Consider the following 16,943-nt stretch of genomic DNA (forward strand, 5'->3'; position numbering starts at 1 on the left):
AGCCCAGCGGAACTCGGCCCGGCCCGGCCCGTCCAGCCCAGCGCCCAGCCCCCACAGCCGGAGAGACATCGCCATGCGGAAGATCCTCATCGTCGGAGCCGGACAGTCCGGCCTGCAGCTCGCCCTCGGCCTCCAGGCCAAGGGGTACGAGGTCACCCTGATGTCGAACCGCACGGCCGACGAGATCCGCTCCGGCAGGGTCATGTCGACGCAGTGCATGTTCGACACCGCCCTCCAGCACGAGCGCGACCTGCAGCTCAACTTCTGGGAGAGCCAGGCCCCGAAGATCGAGGGCCTGGGCGTCTCGGTCGCCGCCCCCGACGGCAGCCGCCCGGTCGACTGGCTCGGCAGCCTCAACGGCTACGCGCAGTCCGTGGACCAGCGCGTCAAGATGGCCGGCTGGCTCGACACCTTCGCCCAGCGCGGCGGCCAGCTCGTGATCCACGGCGCCGCCGTCTCCGACCTGGACTACTTCGCGCGGACCTACGACCTGGTTCTGGTCGCCGCCGGCAAGGGCGAGCTGGTCTCGATGTTCGGCCGCAACGCGGCGCGCTCCCCGTTCGACGCCCCGCAGCGCGCGCTGGCCGTCTCGTACGTGCACGGGCTGGCCCCCCGCGCCGAGCACCCCGAGACCGAGGCCGTCCGCTGCAACCTGGTCCCCGGCGTCGGCGAGCTCTTCGTGATGCCGACGCTGACCACCTCCGGCCGCGCGGACATCCTCTTCTGGGAGGGCCTGCCGGGCGGCCCGGTGGACGCCTTCCAGGGCGTCAAGGACCCGGCCGAGCACCTGGCGCTCACCCTGGAGCTGATGGAGAAGTTCGTGCCCTGGGAGTACGCCCGCGCCACCCGGGTCGAGCTGACCGACGCCGGCGGCACGCTGGCCGGCCGCTACGCCCCGGTGGTCCGCAACCCGATCGGGCGGCTGCCCGGCGGCGGCCTGGTGCTGGGCGTCGCCGACGTCGTCGTCGCCAACGACCCGATCACCGGCCAGGGCTCCAACTCGGCCGCCAAGTGCGCCGCCTCGTACCTCTCCTCGATCCTGATGCACGGGGACAAGGAGTTCGACGAGGCCTGGATGAAGGCCACCTTCGACAAGTACTGGTTCACCACCGGCAAGCCGGTCACCCAGTGGACCAACGCCATGCTGGGCGTGCCGCCCGAGCACGTGCTGGGCCTCATCGGCGCGGCCGGGCAGCTCCAGCCGGTGGCCGACCGGTTCGCCAACGGCTTCGACAACCCGGCCGACTTCGACCACTACTTCTACGACCCGCAGGACGCGGCCGACTACCTGGCCGAGGTGTCCGCCTCCGTGGCCCCGGCCGCCTCCCCGGCGGGCGCCTCCTCCGACGAGGGCGCGTCGTCCGACGAGGGCGCCTCCTCGGACGAGTAGCCGGCGTCGCCGTCCGCCCCTTCGCCGGACCCCGCCTCCGCCGCCCCCTGGGCGGGCAGCGGCGGCGGGGAGAACTCGGCGAGCGGCTCGCCCAGCGGGTCCGGGCGCACGGCACCCAGCAGCGGGTTCGCGGCGATGGGGGAGACCTTGACCTTCGCGCCGGGCCGCGGGGCCTGGATCACCTTCCCGCCGCCGATGTACAGCGCCACGTGCGTGGCCTTGGGGAAGTACAGCACCAGGTCGCCGGGGCGCAGCCGGTCCAGCGGCACCCGCGGCAGCTGCGCCCACTGCTCCTGGCTGGTCCGGGGGATGGACCGGCCGGCGTGCGCCCACGCCTGCGAGGTGAGCCCGGAGCAGTCGAAGGACGCGGGGCCCTCGGCGCCCCAGACGTACGGCTTGCCGATCTGCTCGACCGCGTACGCCAGGGCCCGGCCGCCCTCCGAGGTCGGGTTGCGGGTCGTCTTCCCCTCGCCCAGGCGGCCCGAATCCTCCAGCTCCTTCTGGGCCTTGTCGTCGCCCGCCTTCTCCAGGGCGGTCAGCGCCGCGATCTGCTCGGCGCTGAGGGAGGCCAGCAGCCGCTGGACCTCGGCGAGCTGCCGGTTCACCTCGTCGCGCTGCTTCTTCCGCTGCGCGGCCAGGGTCTGCTGGGCGTCCAGCGCCTTGCGGGCCCGGGTGGCGAGCGCCCCGGCCTGCTTCTCGGCGCCGGTGAGCCGGGCCAGCAGGCGGGCCTGGTGCGCCGCCTCGCGCCGGGCCAGCCGCCGTTCGTCCACGGCCTGCTGGGGACTGCCGGAGAGGAGCATGCGGACGTACGGGGAGAACGCCGCCGACCCCTGGTACTGGCTGCGCGCCAGCCGGCCGGCCGCGGCCCGGGTGGCGCCGAGGGCGTTGCGGGCCTTCCCCAGCTCCCCGCTCAGGCGGCGCTCCTCCGCCTGGCTCGCCTTCAGGGTGACCTCGGTGGCGTTGTACGCCTCGCTGGCCTCCTCCGCCTTCTGGTACAGGCCCTGGAGGCGCCTCAACAGCCCGGCCACGGAGCCGTCACCGGCCGCCGGGCCGCCGGCGGGGCCGGTGCCGTCGGACGTCGGGGCGTCGACCGGCGTGACGTCGGCCGTCGCAGCGGCGGGCGCGGCGGTGCCGTCGGTCTCCGACGAGCCGCCGCCGGCCGTGTCCCCTCCGTAGGGTGCGGCGCCCGGGCCCGGCTCGCCGGGGGTTCCGTACGCGTCCTCCGCCCCCGGTCCGGCCGGTCCGGGGGCCCGGAGCGCGGCCCGGGGGCCCGTACCGGCCGCCACCGGGGTCGGGGTGGCGAGGGCCAGCGCCACGCTCGTGGTCGCGGCCGCGCAGACGAGCCGAAGGAGCCGTCCCGGCATGTGATCACCTCTCCGTGTCTCGGGAGGGGATCGTGGCACGCGAAGTAGTACGAATCGGCCAACCGGGTCGGCGGTGCCGGGGTCATCACCCTTCCGGCGCAGGCGGGGTGGGCTTGGACCAGGGCCATCTGAGGCGCCGCCGCTCACCCGTCGGGTCCCACTCGTACTTCCAGCCGGTCTGCAGGCCCAGGCGTTTGGAGTAGCCCGCCGGGACCCGGCGGTAGACCAGGACCGTCGGGGGGCCGCCGTCCGGGTCCGGCACGGGAATCTCGTACGTCTTCGGGGGGTGGCCGGTGGGGCCGACCAGCACCGGCAGCACCCGGCCGTCCATCGGGCCGCCCTCGAAGGGGGTGTTCTCGCTCTTCACCGCACCAGTCTCACAGCCCCGGCGGCCGTACGGCCCCCGGCCCAGGCGGTCCGGCCGCCCCGTGCCCCAGGCGGGCTGACCACCCCGCGGCCCAGGCGGTCCGGCCGCCCGTGCGGCTCACAACAGGTGCGCGGCCTCCGAGACCACCGGGATCACCCGCCGGGCCAGCACGCCCACGGGTCCGTCGCCCTCCTCCAGGGCCAGTGCCACCCGGGCCACCTCGGCGGTCTCCGGGTCGGTCGCGGCGGTCACCGTCAGGAGGGCCACGAACTGGTCGACCAGCCAGTCCCGCAGCTCCTCCACCGGCGGCTGCTTGCCCTCGTCCAGCCAGATCAGCGAGGCCGCCTCGACGGCCGTGATCCAGGTGCGGACCATCATCCGCAGCCTGGGGCCCGGCCGCTCCACGGCGAGGTGCACGAGTATCTGCTCGGCGGCCGCCCGCCGCACCCCGTCCACGGTGGCCGTGGTCCGGGAGGTCTCGGCGACGCTGCCGCCCTGCAGGAGGGCGGCGAAGCCCGTGGCGTGCTCGTCGACGAAGGCCAGGTAGCGGTCCAGCGCCTCGGCCAGCCGGCGGCTCAGCGGGCCGGTCTGCGGCTGCGCGAAGCAGTGCTCCAGCGCGTCGGCCGCCGTGCGCAGCGCGGCCTCGTACAACTGCTGCTTGCCGCCCGGGAAGTACCGGTACACCAGCGGCCGCGAGACCCCGGCCGCCTCGGCCACGTCGTCCAGCGACACGTCCTCCGGCGCGCGGTGGGCGAAGAGCGACAGGGCCGCCTCCAGCAGCTGGCCCCGCCGCTCCTCCACGCTCAGCCTGCGGTACGTCGTCCGGGTCGTCATGCCCGGCAGCGTAGCCGCCAGGGCTGGTGCGCGGGGGTGTCCCGCCGTCAGGCGAGCAGCCCCGAGCTCTTCCACAGCCGCCGGCCGACGCCGCGCAGCACGCCGATGTCGTCCAGGAAGTCGGTGAGCCGCTTGGCGCCGGTCTGCATCACCTCCCGGCGGTGGCCGCTGGCCCTGACCTGCGCGACGGCCTCGCGGCGGTCCAGGCCGACGTTGTCGTAGACGGCCGGGTTGACGAAGGCGAGGGAGAAGACGCGGGCCGCCTCGCCGCAGCTGATGCGGGTCAGCTCCTGCTCCCAGCGCGGGGCGGTGAGCATCTGCCGGCGCAGCTCCTCGCGGGCGTACCGGACGTGCCGGGCCTCCTCCACCACGTGGATCCGGGTGACCCCGCGCACCAGCGGCTGGATCCGCTCGTCCGGGAAGGTGAGCCGCTGCATCCAGTCGAGGATCTCCTCGCCGAGCAGGGTGCAGGCGAACGAGCCGGGGGTGGTCGAGATCGTCTTCAGCACCCGGGCGAGGTTGTGGTTGACCCGGGACACCGGGTACGCGGGCGCCCCGCCGGCCTTGATCATGCGGGCGAACATCATCGAGTGGCGGCACTCGTCGGCTATCTCGGTGAGGGCGTAGCGGACGTGGTTGCTGGTCAGGGACTTGTCGTAGATGTGCCGGACCAGGAGCTGCATCAGGATGATCTCGAACCAGATGCCGAGGGAGGCGAGGGCGGCCGCCTCGTGGCGGGCCAGCTCCATGCGCTGTTCCTCGGGCATCTTCTTCCAGAGCGGGGTGTCGTACAGCGACACGAGCTCCGGCGGCCAGTACCACTTGCCCTCGACGGGCGGCGCCTCCCAGTCGAGTTCCCTGTCGGGGTCGAAGGAGTGCTTGGCGGAGGACTCCAGCAGCCGCTCGGCGATCTGCTCACGGTCCTTCAGCAGGCCGAGGGCGTCGCGCAGGACGGTGCGGTCGGTCACGGTCGTCATGGGGTCGGACACCTCGTGAGTGGGTTACCAGCGGTCACCCACTTATGAGACGCCCTGTCAGCAAGGTCGTCAATCCCCCGCGCACGAGTTGTTGACCCCGCGTCTACCAACGTGTGAACCTGCCAACCATCCACTCCTGTACGGCAGTCCGCGACCGCAACGCGAGACAAGGGGGCGTCAGTGTCGACGCACGAGCTCTACACCACCCGTCCGAACGAGGGGATCTGGCAGATCCCCTCGTCCGGTTCCGCCCGCTTCACCTGGGAGTACGCCGACGGCCGCGAGCGCCTCCTCGCCCTCTACCAGAAGGGCAAGGACAAGCAGTGGGACGGGGCCAAGCGCATCGACTGGGACATCGAGGTCGACCCGTACGACCCCCTCGGCACCCCGGACGAGGTGCAGACCCTCTACGGCACCCGGCACTGGGCGAAGCTCACCGACCGGGACAAGGGTGAGCTCCGTCGGCACTACGCGGCCTGGAACTTCAGCCAGTTCCTGCACGGCGAGCAGGGCGCGATGGTCTGCGCTGCCCGCATCGTGGAGTCCGTGCCCGACCTGGACGCGAAGTTCTACTCCGCCACCCAGACCATGGACGAGGCCCGGCACGCCGAGATCTTCTCCCGCTTCCTGCACGAGAAGGTCGGCATGCTCTACCCCGTCAACGACAGCCTCCAGGGCCTGCTGGGCGACACCCTGCGCGACTCCCGCTGGGACATGCCCTACCTCGGCATGCAGGTGCTGATCGAGGGGCTCGCGTTGGCCGCCTTCGGGATGATCCGCGACACCACGGACAAGCCGCTGCCCAAGCAGATCCTCGCGTACGTGATGCAGGACGAGGCCCGGCACGTGGCCTTCGGCCGGATGGCCCTGCGCGACTACTACCGGCAGCTCTCCGACGCCGAACTGCGCGAGCGCGAGGAGTTCGTCATCGAGGGCTGTCACCTGATGCGCGACCGGCTGCGCGGCGTGGAGGTGCTGGAGAACTTCGGCATCCCCCGGAAGGAGGCCGAGGAGTACTCCGAGCAGTCCGACTTCCTCCACCTCTTCCGCAAGCTGCTGTTCAGCCGGATCGTGCCGTGCGTGAAGGACATCGGCCTGTGGGGCGAGCGGCTCCAGAAGGCCTACCTCGACATGGGCGTCTTCGAGATGGGCGACTCCAACCTGGACCTGCTGATGGCCCAGGACGAGGAACTGGCCGAGGCCCTGGACCGCGAGCGCTTCGCCGCCGAGGAGGCCGCCCGCGTCGCGGAGGTCCGCGACGCCATCGAGGAGGGCGCCCGGCCCTAGTCCGGGCCTTCCGGGCCGTGCGGTCCGCCCGGGCCGTGCGGTCCGTGCGGATCAGGCCGGGTGGGTGGGCTCCGGTGCCGGGCCGGGCTACGCCGGCGGTGCCGCGTGCGCGCCCCTGGCGCCGGGCCGGGCTACGCCGGTACGGGGCCGGGCTGAGCCGGTGGCGGGAAGGGGGTGCGGAGCGAGAAGGCGTACGGGCTCGGGCCGTGCTCGCGGAGGTGGCGCAGGCGCTCCTCCGCGTCCTGCACGGTCGGGCGTACGCCGGCCTCCACCCACCACAGGGCCGTGACCGTCTCGGTGAGGTGCTCGAACCACTCGCGGCGACGGGCCAGGAAGCTGCGGTGCAGCCCCTGGTACATGAAGGCACCGAGCGCCTCGGCGTCCCGCCAGACCGACATGTTCACGATGAGCGAGTCGTCGCCCAGCACGGACACGGCGGTGGCGTTGCCGGAGTCGTCCTGGAGCCGCCACACGAAGCCGTCGGCCGCGTCGGCCACCGCGTTGACAGGGTCGAGCCCGTCCATGAACTCCTTGAACTCCGCCGAGTCCAGAGGGTATTTGGGTCGTCCTATGTTCACCTGGGCCAGTTCGTGACGGGCGGATTCAGTCATGCCCGCACCCTAGGCACGGACCCGGGCGTTCCGGCAGCGCCTGATCAAGGAGTGGGACGCCGCGGGTCGGTGGCGAGCGCGGCCTCCATCACGGCCCGCGCGATCGGCGCCGCGCTGCTGTTCCCGCTGATGTCCCCCCGGTCCGCCTCCGCGTCCTCGACCACCACGGCCACCGCCACCGCCGGCAGCGGGGAACCCTCCGGCCTGGCCCAGGCGATGAACCAGGCGTACGGGGTGCCGGCGTTCCCCACGCCGTGCTGCGCGGTGCCGGTCTTGCCGCCGACCTCCGCGCCGGGGATGGCCGCGTTCCGCCCGGTGCCCTCCTCGACGACCCGCCGCATCAGTTCCTGGAGCCGCAGCGCGGTGGCCGGGTTCATGGCGCGGCCGAGGGTGCGCTGGCCGCTCTGGCGGACGACGTCCCCGTCGTCCTGGGTGGTCCGGTCGACCAGGTAGGGCTGCTTCAACTCGCCGCCGTTGGCCACGGCCGCCGCCACCATCGCCATCTGGAGCGGGGTGGCCTTGGTGTTGAACTGCCCGATCGAGGACAGCGCCAGCTGGTCCCGGCTCATGTCGGTGTCGAAGTTCGAGCGGGACACCCAGGACGGCACGCGCAGCCCGGCGTCGTTGAAGCCGAATCGTTCCGCCGCCTCGACCATCCCGCGCAGGCCCACCTGGACGCCGATCTTGGCCATGACCGTGTTGCAGGACCACTGGATCGCCTCGCCCATCGAGGCGTCCTCGCACCCGGTGGACGCGTTGGGCAGCACGGTGGTGGTGCCCGGCAGGACGTACGGGTCGGGGGTGCCGGTCGGCGCGTCCACGTCCGTGACCACCCCGGCGTCCAGGGCCGCGGCCGCGGTGACGACCTTGAAGGTGGAGCCCGGCGGATAGGTCTCCCGCAGCGCCCGGTTGAGCATCGGCCGGGTGGGGTCCGCGTTCAGCCGCGACCAGGCCTCCCGCACCGACGCCCCGGTGCCGGAGAGCACCGCGGGGTCGTACGAGGGACTGCTGACCAGCGCGAGGATCCGGCCCGTCGTGGGCTCCAGCGCCGCCACCGCCCCGCGCCGTCCGGCCAGGCCGGTGAACGCCGCCAGCTGGGCCTGGGCCCGGATCGTGGTGACCGCGTCCCCGCCGGCCGGGCGGCCGCGGATGAACTCGTACCAGAGCGGGAAGGCCGTGAGGCCCGGGTCGGTGCCGGACAGCAGCCGGTCCTCGGCGCGCTCGACGAAGCTGGTGCCGTAGGTCTGCGAGGAGAAGCCGGTGACCGGCGCGTACAGCGGTCCGTTCCTGTACGTCCGCTCGTACCGCAGCTGCTGGCCGCTGTCCCGGGAGCCGGTGACCGGGCGGCCGTCGACCAGGATGTCGCCGCGCGGCTCGGCGTACCGGGCGATGCTGCCCCGCTTGTTCGCCGGGTTGTCGGTGAGGGAGCCGGCCCGCCAGATCTGCAGCCGGGTCGCGTTGACCAGCAGTGCGACGAGCAGGACGAGGCAGAAGACGGCCGACCAGCGGATGTAGCGGATCACGCGGGATCCTCGTTCCAGGGGACGGGGCGGCGGGCGCAGTCGCTGATCCTGACCAGCAGCGCCACGATGAGCCAGTTCGTCACCACCGACGAGCCGCCCTGGGCCAGGAACGGCATCGCCATGCCGGTCAGCGGGATCAGGCCGGTGACCCCGCCGGCGATCACGAACACCTGGAGGGCCACGATGGCGCCGAGGCCGGTGGCGAGCAGCCGGCCGAAGGGGTCCCGCAGCGCCAGCCCGGCCCGGAAGGCCCGGGCGACGAGGAGCGCGTACAGCAGCAGGATCGCGGTGAGCCCGACCAGGCCCAGCTCCTCGCCCGCCGTGGCCAGGATGAAGTCGGACTTGGCGGCGAAGCCGATCAGCGTGGAGTGGCCCTCGCCGAGGCCGGTGCCGAGGGCGCCGCCCTCGGCGAAGGCGAAGAGCGACTGGGCGAGCTGGCCGGGTCCCTGGCCCGCCTCGATGGAGGCGAATGGATTCAGCCAGTCGTCCACCCGGCTGTTCACGTGCGGTTCCAGGGTGCCGACCGCGAACGCGCCGAGGCCGGCCAGCAGCAGTCCGATGGCGATCCAGCCGATGCGCCCGGTGGCCACGAACAGCATGATCACGAAGAGGCCGAAGAAGAGGAGTGACGTCCCCAGGTCCCGTTCGAGGACCAGGACGCCCACGCTGAGCAGCCAGATCGTCAGGATCGGCGCGAGCACCCGGCCGGGCGGCAGCCGGAACTTCCAGATCCGGCGGCCGGTGAGCGCGAGGGCGGTGCGGTTCGCGGCGAGGTACGAGGCGAAGAAGACGGCCAGCAGCACCTTGGCGAACTCGCCCGGCTGGAAGGAGAGGCCGCCGAACCGGATCCAGATGTGGGCGCCGTTGATCGGCGGGAAGAGCACCGGCACCAGCATCAGCAGCAGCGCGGCGGCCACCGACAGGTAGGCGTACCGCTGGAGCACCCGGTGGTCGCGCAGCAGGCAGACCGCGGCGACGAACAGGGCGAGGCCCAGGCCCGACCAGACGAGCTGGTCGGGGGCGGCGACGCGGCCCGGCGTGGCCAGGTCCAGGCGCTGGATCAGGACCAGGCCGAGGCCGTTGAGGAGCAGCGCGATGGGGAGGAGGAGCGGGTCGGCGTACGGCGCGAAGAGGCGTACGGCCAGATGGGCGACCAGGGCCGCGGCGGCCAGCCCGGCGGCGAAGCGGCCGGCGCCCTCGGGGACCGCGCCGCGGAGGGTGAGGCCGACGCTCGCGTGGCCGAACCAGACGATCAGGACGGCGCCCGCGAGCAGGGCGAGCTCGGCGCCCCTGCGCTTGGGGTGGCGTACCCCGGGCGGGGGTGGCGGCGGGGGACTGTCCGCGGCCACCTTTGCCGTCAATGCGGTCATATCGGCAAGGTAGCAAGTAGCCGAAGCTTATGTCCCTTTATGTCATAGTGTGCTGAAGAAACGTCAGGAGTGGTTGCCGGATAGGCCGGAGTGGACATGGGCCCTGTGGAGTTCATCGTGCTCGCGTGGAGTTCGCGGCCGCCAAGTCCCGGCTGCTGGGCCGCGAATAGACGGGCGGGGGCGCCCTCCGGTGCGCAAGGGGCGCCCTCGCCGTACTGCTTTGCGGGGTTGGCCTTGGGTTGCGCGGCGCGGGTTGGGTTGGATTGGGTTTGGTTGGGTCGGCGCGGGTCGGCGCGGGTCGGCGCAGGTCGGCGCAGGTCGGCGCGGGTTGGCTTTGGTCAGGGTTCCGGTGTTTCCGGGGGCGGTGTCGGGAGGGTCAGGACTGCCTCTGCGCCGCCGTCGGGCGCGTTGCGGAACTCCAGGCGGGCGCCGATGACCTCCGCCTGACCGGCCGCGATGGTGAGGCCCAGGCCGTGGCCCTTGCCGCCTGCCTGCGGTTCCGTGCGGAAGCGCTGCGGGCCGTGCGCCACCAGGTAGTCCGGGTAGCCGTCGCCGTGGTCCCGTACCGTCACGACCGGTCCGTGGACCGTCAGGACCACCGGTGCGCGTCCGTGTTTGTGCGCGTTCCCGACCAGGTTGCCCAGCACCCGCTCCAGCCGCCGCCGGTCCGTCTCGACGCACAGGTCCTCGACGATCACGACCTCGGTGTCCGTGCCCGACGCGCGTACGACCCGTTCCGCCAGCGGTGCGAGCCGGTGCACGTCGTTCTCGACCTGCTCGCTGCCCGAGTCCAGCCGGGAGATCTCCAGCAGGTCCTCGGTCAGCTGGCGCATCGTCCGCACCCGCTCCTGCACCATCTGAGTCGGCCGGCCCTCGGGCAGCAGTTCGGCCGCCGCTGACAGCCCCGTCAGCGGGGTGCGCAGCTCGTGCGCCACGTCCGCGGTGAAGCGCTGCTCGCTCGTCAGCTTCGCCTGGAGCGTGGAGGCCATGGTGTCCAGCGCTCCGGCCACCGTCGCCACCTCGTCCTGGTGCCGCGAGGGGTCCTCGGCACGGGGGTCCGCCACCCGTGCGTCGAGGTCGCCCTGGCTGATCCGCCGGGCCACGGTTGCGGTCTGGTGCAGCCGCCGGGTGACCCGGGTGACCGCGAAGGCGCCGATCAGCAGGGTGCCGCCGATGGCCAGCACCGAGGAGCCGATGATCGCCTTGTCGAGGCCGCTGATGGTCCTGGCGCTCTGCGCGTAGTCGATGGTGGTGGCCAGGGCCCGGCCGTCGGCCGGAGCCGCCGCCCACATGGTGGGGCTGCCCCGGAAGTCGGCCACCATCGTGCCGCGCGACCCTGCGACGGCCAGGGCGCGCAGCGAGGCCGGCAGCTCCGGCGGGTCGATGCCCGAGCCGGGCGGCAGGGCCTCGCCGGCCTCGTACGCGCGGGAGGCGTCGGTCAGCTTGGCGAGTGCCTTGTCCCGGGCGGTCTGCACGGTCTGGCGGGTGACCTCCACGTGCACGAGTACGCCGAGCACGGCCGCCAGTGCGCAGCACATCACGACGATGAAGCAGGCGGACTTCCAGGTGAGCGTGGCCGTCCAGGCGGGCAGGCGGGGGCGAGGGGGGCGACGGGGGAGCCGGGAGTGAGGGGGGAGACGGGGGTGCCTGGGCCTGGACCGTGGGGCGTGTTTCCGGCGGGGGGTGGGTGCGGGTGTGGGTGTGGGTGCGGGTGCGGGTGCGGAGGTGGATGCCGGTGCGGGTGCGGGTGCGGGTGCGGGTGCGTGGGCGCTCGTGTCGTCGGTGGTCACGGTGCGGTCCCGGGAGAGGCGGTGGGAGACGTGGCGGGTCGCTTCGGGCCGTGCGGCTGTGCCACGCGCACGATCTGGTCACGGGTGGGCAGCATCGTGCGCTGCTTCTCGTCCCAGGACCAGGCGATGATCCACTCGTAGCCCGCGTTGCCGCCCGGCACGCGGATGATGACGTCCCGGCCGGCCAGTTCCACGCCGATCACGGAGTCGATGGTGCCCATGATGCGGTTGAGCCGGCCGTCCGGGTCGGCGGTGAAGGCGCGGACCGCGAGCTGCCGGTCGGGCAGCTCGATGCCGATGATCAGTTCGTCGCGGCCGTTGCCGGTCAGGTCGCGGTAGTACGGGGCGAGCACCGGGCACTTCGGGGCGCCGGCCCGCGTACAGGTGCCGATCGCGGCGATGGTTTCGGGCGGCATCGCGTCGGGACCGGTGACCGTGCTCGTGGCTTCCTTGATCTCGGCCTTGACCAATGCCACGGGGTCGACCTGGTGCACGTTCTGGGCGGTGACCGGCGGGATGCCGGTGACGTACTCGGGCGGGGCGCCGGCCGGATCGGCGGGCAGCACGGAGGCGCCCTGGCGCTGCGGCCACAGGTGCACCGGGCCGCTGGCGATGGGGGTGGGCCCCGCGCTCTCCAGCCGCCCGGAGCCGCCGCAGCCGGTGGTGAGCAGGGCCAGGGGGAGGGGCAGGGCGAGGGTGAGGGCGAGGGTGCGCGTAAGCGTGCGAGTGCGCGGGTGAGTGCGGGTGTGGGTGTGGGTGTGGGTGTGGGGGTGGGGGGTGCCTGGGGTGCCTGGGGTGCGGGTGGTCCCGGCAGGGGGTTGGGGGGTCCTGGTCGGGGTGCGGGCCGCTTTCGAGGCGCGGGCCGCGGTCGGGGTGCGGTCGGGGGGCTGGGTCGCCCCGGACGGCGTACGACGCGGCTTCACGGGCCTCCTGGGTGCGGCTCGGGGCCTCCGCGCGGGGGTAGTGGTCGCCTCGGCGACGGCCGGGCGATCAGGTCGCGCCCGCGTGGGGGACGGTGTGGTGCTGGTGCTGGTGCTGGTGCTGGTTCTGCTGTTGGTCCGGGCGGTGGTCGCCGGGGGGCTAGCCGCCGAGGGTGATCGGCCGGGGCGCCGGCCTCTCGATGGCACCGTAAACCTTATTCGGCGTGAAGTCCTTTTTGTCCATCTGCTGGATTCCGGGACGGCCGGGGGCGCGCGGGGCCGCTGTTCGGGCAGGAGGTCGTGCCGGTGGGCCGAGGGCGGGCGGGCCGGTGGGCGGGCGGCGCGACGCTGCGAGGCGTTCTGCCTTGCCTTCCCGCGCGTGCCGGTGCCGAGTCCGGTATGCGGGAGGCGCAGCAGACACACGAGACGCAGCGACCGCGACACGCACAGCCGCTGCGCGGCCGACCCTCGCTTCGGTGGTGGGTCGTGTGGTGTGTGGGTCCCCTCGGTGCTTGACGCGTCGTGGCCTGCAGGCCCAGCGGCAGGCCCACCCCTGGGGCTTTGGGGCTTCGCCCTGGCCTTCGGCCACCCCAGGCCCGGGCCTGCCTCCGGACCAGCCTGCCACGACGCGTCAAGCACCTTCCCCACACACCACACGACCCACCAGGGCAGCCAAGGGGAGTGGCGGCCGGGAGCGGGGCCGAGGCGAGGGGTGCAGTGCCAACGGCCTGACCATGGACTCGGCGTGGAGAGCAAACATGAGCCGGCTGATCTGGTGCCGGTTCCGTACGCAGGCCGTCTGCCTCCGAGGCGGAATGACCACGGCTCGGTGTGTCTGGGGCGAGGCGCTGGGGCGGGGGAACACCCGGCATCCGGATGGTTGGCAGGGCTGGTCAGGAGGGCGTCCGGCCTCGGCGGAGCATCGCGAAGCCCAGGCCGGCGGCGCCGGCGGCGGCCATGCCTGCGCCTGCGCCGATCAGCACCAGGCCGTCGCCCGAGCCGGCCGGGCGCAGCGCCTCGACACCGGCCCGGACCCCGGTGCGGGCTGCGGCGGCGGTGATCTCGTGGCGGTCGGCGGTGGCCGCGGACACCAGGGCCACGCTCTGGACGGGGGTGTCGGTGCCCGGTGTGTCGGCGAGGGCGGCCGCGGCCGGCAGCGACAGCAGCCCGCCCGCCACGGCGGCGACGGCGGCGGCCCGGGCGGTGGTGCGGCGGAAGGTGCTGTTCACGGGAGTCCTCGACGGTAGGGGTTCGGCTGGTGACCCCACGCTAGGAGTCGGGCGTTGCGGCACCGCCGCGGCCGTGTAACGGCCACCCGTCGCCGACCGCGCGAAGTCGTTACACGACCGCGCGCTTGCGGATTGCTGGAAGGGGTGCCGTCCTGCCCGGGGCCGCCGCCTGGCATCTCGATTCCCTGCCCGGGGGCGGGGGTGGGCCGAGCCGCTGCGGGATCCCGCAGCAACGCAGCCTCCGGGCGGTGCCCGGTCGGCGGGCCCCACGTCGGCGGGCGGCCCCGGGCGCGCCAATCGGCTGGCGGTGTGTGCCGAGGAGGGCGAGGCGCGCCGGGGGTGGTGGCGTTCGGCGCTGTTGTCGTGCGCGCGCCGCTGGCAGCCTCCTGCGTCCCGGTGTGTCCCGCGCCGTCGGCACCTCCTGTGCCCCGGGCATGTCCAGCCCCTCCGGCGTTTGAGGAGCGGGGGTGCGGGGGCGGAGCCCCCGAAGGGTCAGGGGCGGAGCCCCTGGGAACGGAGGAAGGGCGGGGCGGGGATAAGGCCCCGCACGGTAGCTGGGGAGGCAACGGCACGGGGCCGGTACGGGGCTTGCACCCGGGGCGGTGGGCTGCTCACATGGCGGGAGCGGGACGTCGAGGGGGGTCGGGGATGCGCGGACTCACGGTCACACCGGCACGCGGCAACGGGCTGGACCGCCTGTACGTCAGCCTGCCCGACGGCAGGAGCGTGGCCTGGTACGACCGGGACACCGGCCGCGTGAGCCTGCTCGGCCGGGAGCACGAGGAGGCGGTGCTGGCCGTGCTCGGCCCGTACCTCACCCGCTCGTACACGGTGGGCCCGCCGCCCGTGCCCGGCCGCGCCGAGCTGTTGCGGCTGGCCCTCCCGCCGGACGACGACCTCGCGCCCAACCGGCCGGGCGAGACGCTGCTCGGCGAGTTCGCGTACGGCACTCCAGGCCGCCGTGCCCGCGGCCTGCGGTACGAGCTGCTGGCGCAGCAGCGCTTCGGGGCCGAGCTGGACGGGCTGGAGCCGATGGGCTGGCGGGTGCTGCATTCGGTGCCGCTGCCGGGCGCCGGCCCGGCCGGGATCGACCACCTGCTGATCGGGCCCGGTGGCGTACTGGTCGTCCGTACCGCCGCCGGCCGCCGCCAGCGGGCCTCCGTCGGGGACCTGCTGCTCGCGGTGGGCCGCGCCGAACCGTCCCCCGGCCCCCGCTGGGTACGCCGTGCGGCCGCCCGTGCCGGGCACGCGCTGACGGCCGCGGTGCGACCGGTGCTGGCCGTGATCGACGCGTCCCGGGTGGACGTGGCCCCCTCGCTGCGGGACGTCGAGGTGGTGCGGGAGGGCGGCGCGGCCGGCCTGGGCCGCCTGGCCGGCGTCCTGAAACCGGCCGACGTCGAAGCGCTGTACGGGCTGGCCCGCGACCGCCGGACCTGGCTCCGCGCCTGAGCGCCGGGCGTGCGGCCGGCGGTCCGTGCCGCCTCACCCGTCCCCGCGGATCCGCAGCACCTCCGGTGGCGGGTGGCGGGTCGTGGCGTGGCGGACCTCCACCGTCAGCGGAGGGTCCAGGAGGCGGTACGGGAGTTCGCCGAGGCCCACCGCCGTGACCGTGCCCGCCGCCTCGGGCGGGTGCTCCCGGCCCGCCAGCGCCTCGGCGGCAGCGGTGCGCAGGGCGCCCGTCAGGGGGCTGGAGACCACCGGGGTGTCGTCGTTGGGGAGGACCAGCACGAGGGCGCTGGGCCGGTGCGCCGAGCCGGTCCAGCCGACCGCCGCCGCGTCCGTCGTGTCGGTGTGGCGCAGCTTCCGCCAGGCCCGCCGCCCCGCCGGGTACGGCTGGTCGAGCCGCTTGATGACCAGGCCCTCGATGCCGCTGGCGGGCAGGGTCTCGTACCAGGTGGCGGCCAGGTCCGGGTCGGTGGTCATCGGCACCGGCTGGAGCGGCGGTCCCAGCGGCAGCAGCAGGTCGACGAGGAGGGCGCGGCGCTGCTCGTACGCGCGCGGCCGCAGGTCCAGGCCCGCCAGGTCCAGCACGTCGAAGGCGGCGTACGAGGCCGGGAGCGTCCGGGCCAGGGCGGCGGCCCGCGCCGCCGTGGCCGCCGCCCGGCGCTGCACCAGCGCGAAGTCGGTGCGCCCGTCGTGCCAGACCACCACCTCGCCGTCGAGGGTGGTCTCGGGGGGCAACTTCCTTGCCGCGGCGGCGAGATCGGGGAACGCCGCGGTGATGACGCGCCCCGAGCGGGCCTGGAGCACGACGTCGTCGGCGGTGCGCAGGACCACCACCCGGTGCCCGTCGAACTTCGGCTCGTACGCCAGCCCGGCGCCGCGCGGCAGCGCGCGCACGGTGGCGGCGAGCGCGACGCGGATCACGGCGCGGCGTCCGGGTGCCGGGGGAGCGGCCGGGCGAGGCCGGGGTCGGACAGGGGTGCGAAGAGGTCCCCGTCCCGGCCGAGCCGGGCGGTCACGTCGTCGGCCAGGAAGACCAACTCGGCGGGGTCCCGGCAGGCCTCGACCTCCGCCCAGTCCACCGGCGCGGAGACGGTGGGCAGCGGCCGGGCGCGCAGGGTGTACGGGGCCGCGGTGGTCTTGGCGGCGGCGTTCTGGCTGTGGTCGACGAAGACCTTCCCCGGCCGCAGGGCCTTGGCCATCCTGTGCACGACCAGCTCGGGCAGCTCGCGCTCGGCCTCCCGGGCGAGTGCCTTGGCGTACGCGGAGACCTGGGCGGAGGGCGTGGGCTCCAGCGGGACGGAGAGGTGCAGGCCCTTGGAGCCGGAGGTCTTGGCGTACACGTGGAGACCTTCGGCGGTGAGCCGCTCGCGCAGCCACAGTGCGGCGGCGCAGCACTCCACGACCGTGGCGGGCGGGCCGGGGTCCAGGTCCAGGACCAGCCGGTCGGCGACGCCGGGGTCCCCGGCCCGCCACTGGTGGACGTGGAACTCGACCACGAGGTTGGCGGCCCAGACGAGGGTGGGCAGGTCCTGGACGAGCACCTGCTCGGCCCGCTCGTCCTCGGAGCGGGGGACCCGGGCCGTCTTCACCCAGGCGGGCGTGCCCGGCGGCGGGTTCTTGCTGAAGAACCGCTGGCCCTCCACCCCGTCGGGGTAGCGCAGGAAGGAGACCGGCCGGTCGCGCAGGTGGGGGAGCAGGGCGTCCGCGACCACGGCGTAGTAGTGGACGACCTCGGCCTTTGTGTAGCCGGTTTCGGGGTAGAGGACCTTGTCCAGGTTGCTGAGCGCGAGGCGACGCCCCTCCACCTCTGTGATCGGCGTCATACGATGAGACTG

15 protein-coding genes are annotated in these 16,943 nt (G+C 74.0%); 3 read left to right on the forward strand and 12 right to left on the reverse strand.

Features of this window, described 5'->3' with window-relative positions:
- Window positions 1–73 precede the first annotated feature (73 nt).
- On the forward strand, window positions 74–1,390 hold the full coding sequence (locus tag ACIF6F_RS13350) for a styrene monooxygenase/indole monooxygenase family protein (protein WP_399945417.1): 1,317 nt from the start codon (window positions 74–76) through the stop codon (window positions 1,388–1,390).
- Here the strand turns inward: ACIF6F_RS13350 and ACIF6F_RS13355 are convergent.
- The 4 genes from ACIF6F_RS13355 to ACIF6F_RS13370 all read right to left on the reverse strand — a co-directional run bounded on the left by ACIF6F_RS13355 (window position 1,285) and on the right by ACIF6F_RS13370 (window position 4,932).
- On the reverse strand, window positions 1,285–2,754 hold the full coding sequence (locus ACIF6F_RS13355) for an NlpC/P60 family protein (RefSeq protein WP_399945419.1): 1,470 nt from the start codon (window positions 2,752–2,754) through the stop codon (window positions 1,285–1,287). The two genes, ACIF6F_RS13350 and ACIF6F_RS13355, sit on opposite strands and share 106 nt — an antisense overlap.
- 85 nt (window positions 2,755–2,839) lie before the next feature.
- Complete coding sequence (locus ACIF6F_RS13360) at window positions 2,840–3,121, reverse strand: hypothetical protein (protein ID WP_399945422.1); 282 nt, start codon at window positions 3,119–3,121, stop codon at window positions 2,840–2,842.
- A gap of 117 nt (window positions 3,122–3,238) precedes the next feature.
- Window positions 3,239–3,955: a TetR/AcrR family transcriptional regulator gene (locus ACIF6F_RS13365; protein ID WP_399945424.1), complete on the reverse strand. Its 717-nt coding sequence runs from the start codon at window positions 3,953–3,955 to the stop codon at window positions 3,239–3,241.
- Window positions 3,956–4,002: 47 nt separating this feature from the next.
- The gene (locus ACIF6F_RS13370; protein WP_399945426.1) at window positions 4,003–4,932 is read right to left on the reverse strand and encodes a diiron oxygenase; all 930 of its coding nucleotides are present in this window, start codon (window positions 4,930–4,932) and stop codon (window positions 4,003–4,005) included.
- A 180-nt stretch (window positions 4,933–5,112) separates the two neighbouring features.
- Between ACIF6F_RS13370 and ACIF6F_RS13375 the strand changes: the two genes are divergently transcribed.
- Entirely contained in the window at window positions 5,113–6,219 is a 1,107-nt protein-coding gene (locus ACIF6F_RS13375) for a ferritin-like domain-containing protein (RefSeq protein ID WP_399945428.1), read from the forward strand.
- Between the two features lie 131 nt (window positions 6,220–6,350).
- On the opposite strand, the gene ACIF6F_RS13380 is transcribed toward ACIF6F_RS13375, so the two are convergent.
- From ACIF6F_RS13380 to ACIF6F_RS13405, 6 genes are all read right to left on the reverse strand, one after another.
- The gene (locus ACIF6F_RS13380; protein ID WP_399945431.1) at window positions 6,351–6,830 is read right to left on the reverse strand and encodes a DUF3291 domain-containing protein; all 480 of its coding nucleotides are present in this window, start codon (window positions 6,828–6,830) and stop codon (window positions 6,351–6,353) included.
- A gap of 44 nt (window positions 6,831–6,874) precedes the next feature.
- Entirely contained in the window at window positions 6,875–8,353 is a 1,479-nt protein-coding gene (locus ACIF6F_RS13385) for a penicillin-binding transpeptidase domain-containing protein (protein WP_399945434.1), read from the reverse strand.
- Complete coding sequence (locus ACIF6F_RS13390) at window positions 8,350–9,723, reverse strand: FtsW/RodA/SpoVE family cell cycle protein (protein WP_399945436.1); 1,374 nt, start codon at window positions 9,721–9,723, stop codon at window positions 8,350–8,352. Before ACIF6F_RS13390 ends, ACIF6F_RS13385 begins: the two co-directional genes overlap by 4 nt.
- 338 nt (window positions 9,724–10,061) lie before the next feature.
- Window positions 10,062–11,261, reverse strand: a complete 1,200-nt coding sequence (locus ACIF6F_RS13395; RefSeq protein ID WP_399945440.1) for an ATP-binding protein — start codon at window positions 11,259–11,261, stop codon at window positions 10,062–10,064.
- 248 nt (window positions 11,262–11,509) lie between these two features.
- Window positions 11,510–12,436, reverse strand: a complete 927-nt coding sequence (locus ACIF6F_RS13400; RefSeq protein WP_399945443.1) for a hypothetical protein — start codon at window positions 12,434–12,436, stop codon at window positions 11,510–11,512.
- 890 nt (window positions 12,437–13,326) lie between these two features.
- A complete protein-coding gene (locus ACIF6F_RS13405; RefSeq protein ID WP_399945445.1) occupies window positions 13,327–13,662 on the reverse strand; it encodes a hypothetical protein in 336 nt (111 codons plus the stop codon).
- Window positions 13,663–14,310: 648 nt separating this feature from the next.
- Here ACIF6F_RS13405 and ACIF6F_RS13410 point away from each other — a divergent pair.
- Window positions 14,311–15,111, forward strand: coding sequence for a nuclease-related domain-containing protein (locus ACIF6F_RS13410; RefSeq protein ID WP_399945447.1), 801 nt, complete (start codon window positions 14,311–14,313; stop codon window positions 15,109–15,111).
- A 33-nt stretch (window positions 15,112–15,144) separates the two neighbouring features.
- On the opposite strand, the gene ACIF6F_RS13415 is transcribed toward ACIF6F_RS13410, so the two are convergent.
- Window positions 15,145–16,026, reverse strand: coding sequence for an ATP-dependent DNA ligase (locus ACIF6F_RS13415; protein WP_399945586.1), 882 nt, complete (start codon window positions 16,024–16,026; stop codon window positions 15,145–15,147).
- Window positions 16,026–16,931: a non-homologous end-joining DNA ligase gene (ligD, locus tag ACIF6F_RS13420; RefSeq protein WP_399945450.1), complete on the reverse strand. Its 906-nt coding sequence runs from the start codon at window positions 16,929–16,931 to the stop codon at window positions 16,026–16,028. Before ligD ends, ACIF6F_RS13415 begins: the two co-directional genes overlap by 1 nt.
- Window positions 16,932–16,943: the final 12 nt, after the last annotated feature.

Source organism: Streptomyces sp. NPDC086023 (assembly GCF_044540325.1).
Classification (GTDB): Bacteria; Actinomycetota; Actinomycetes; order Streptomycetales; family Streptomycetaceae; genus Streptomyces.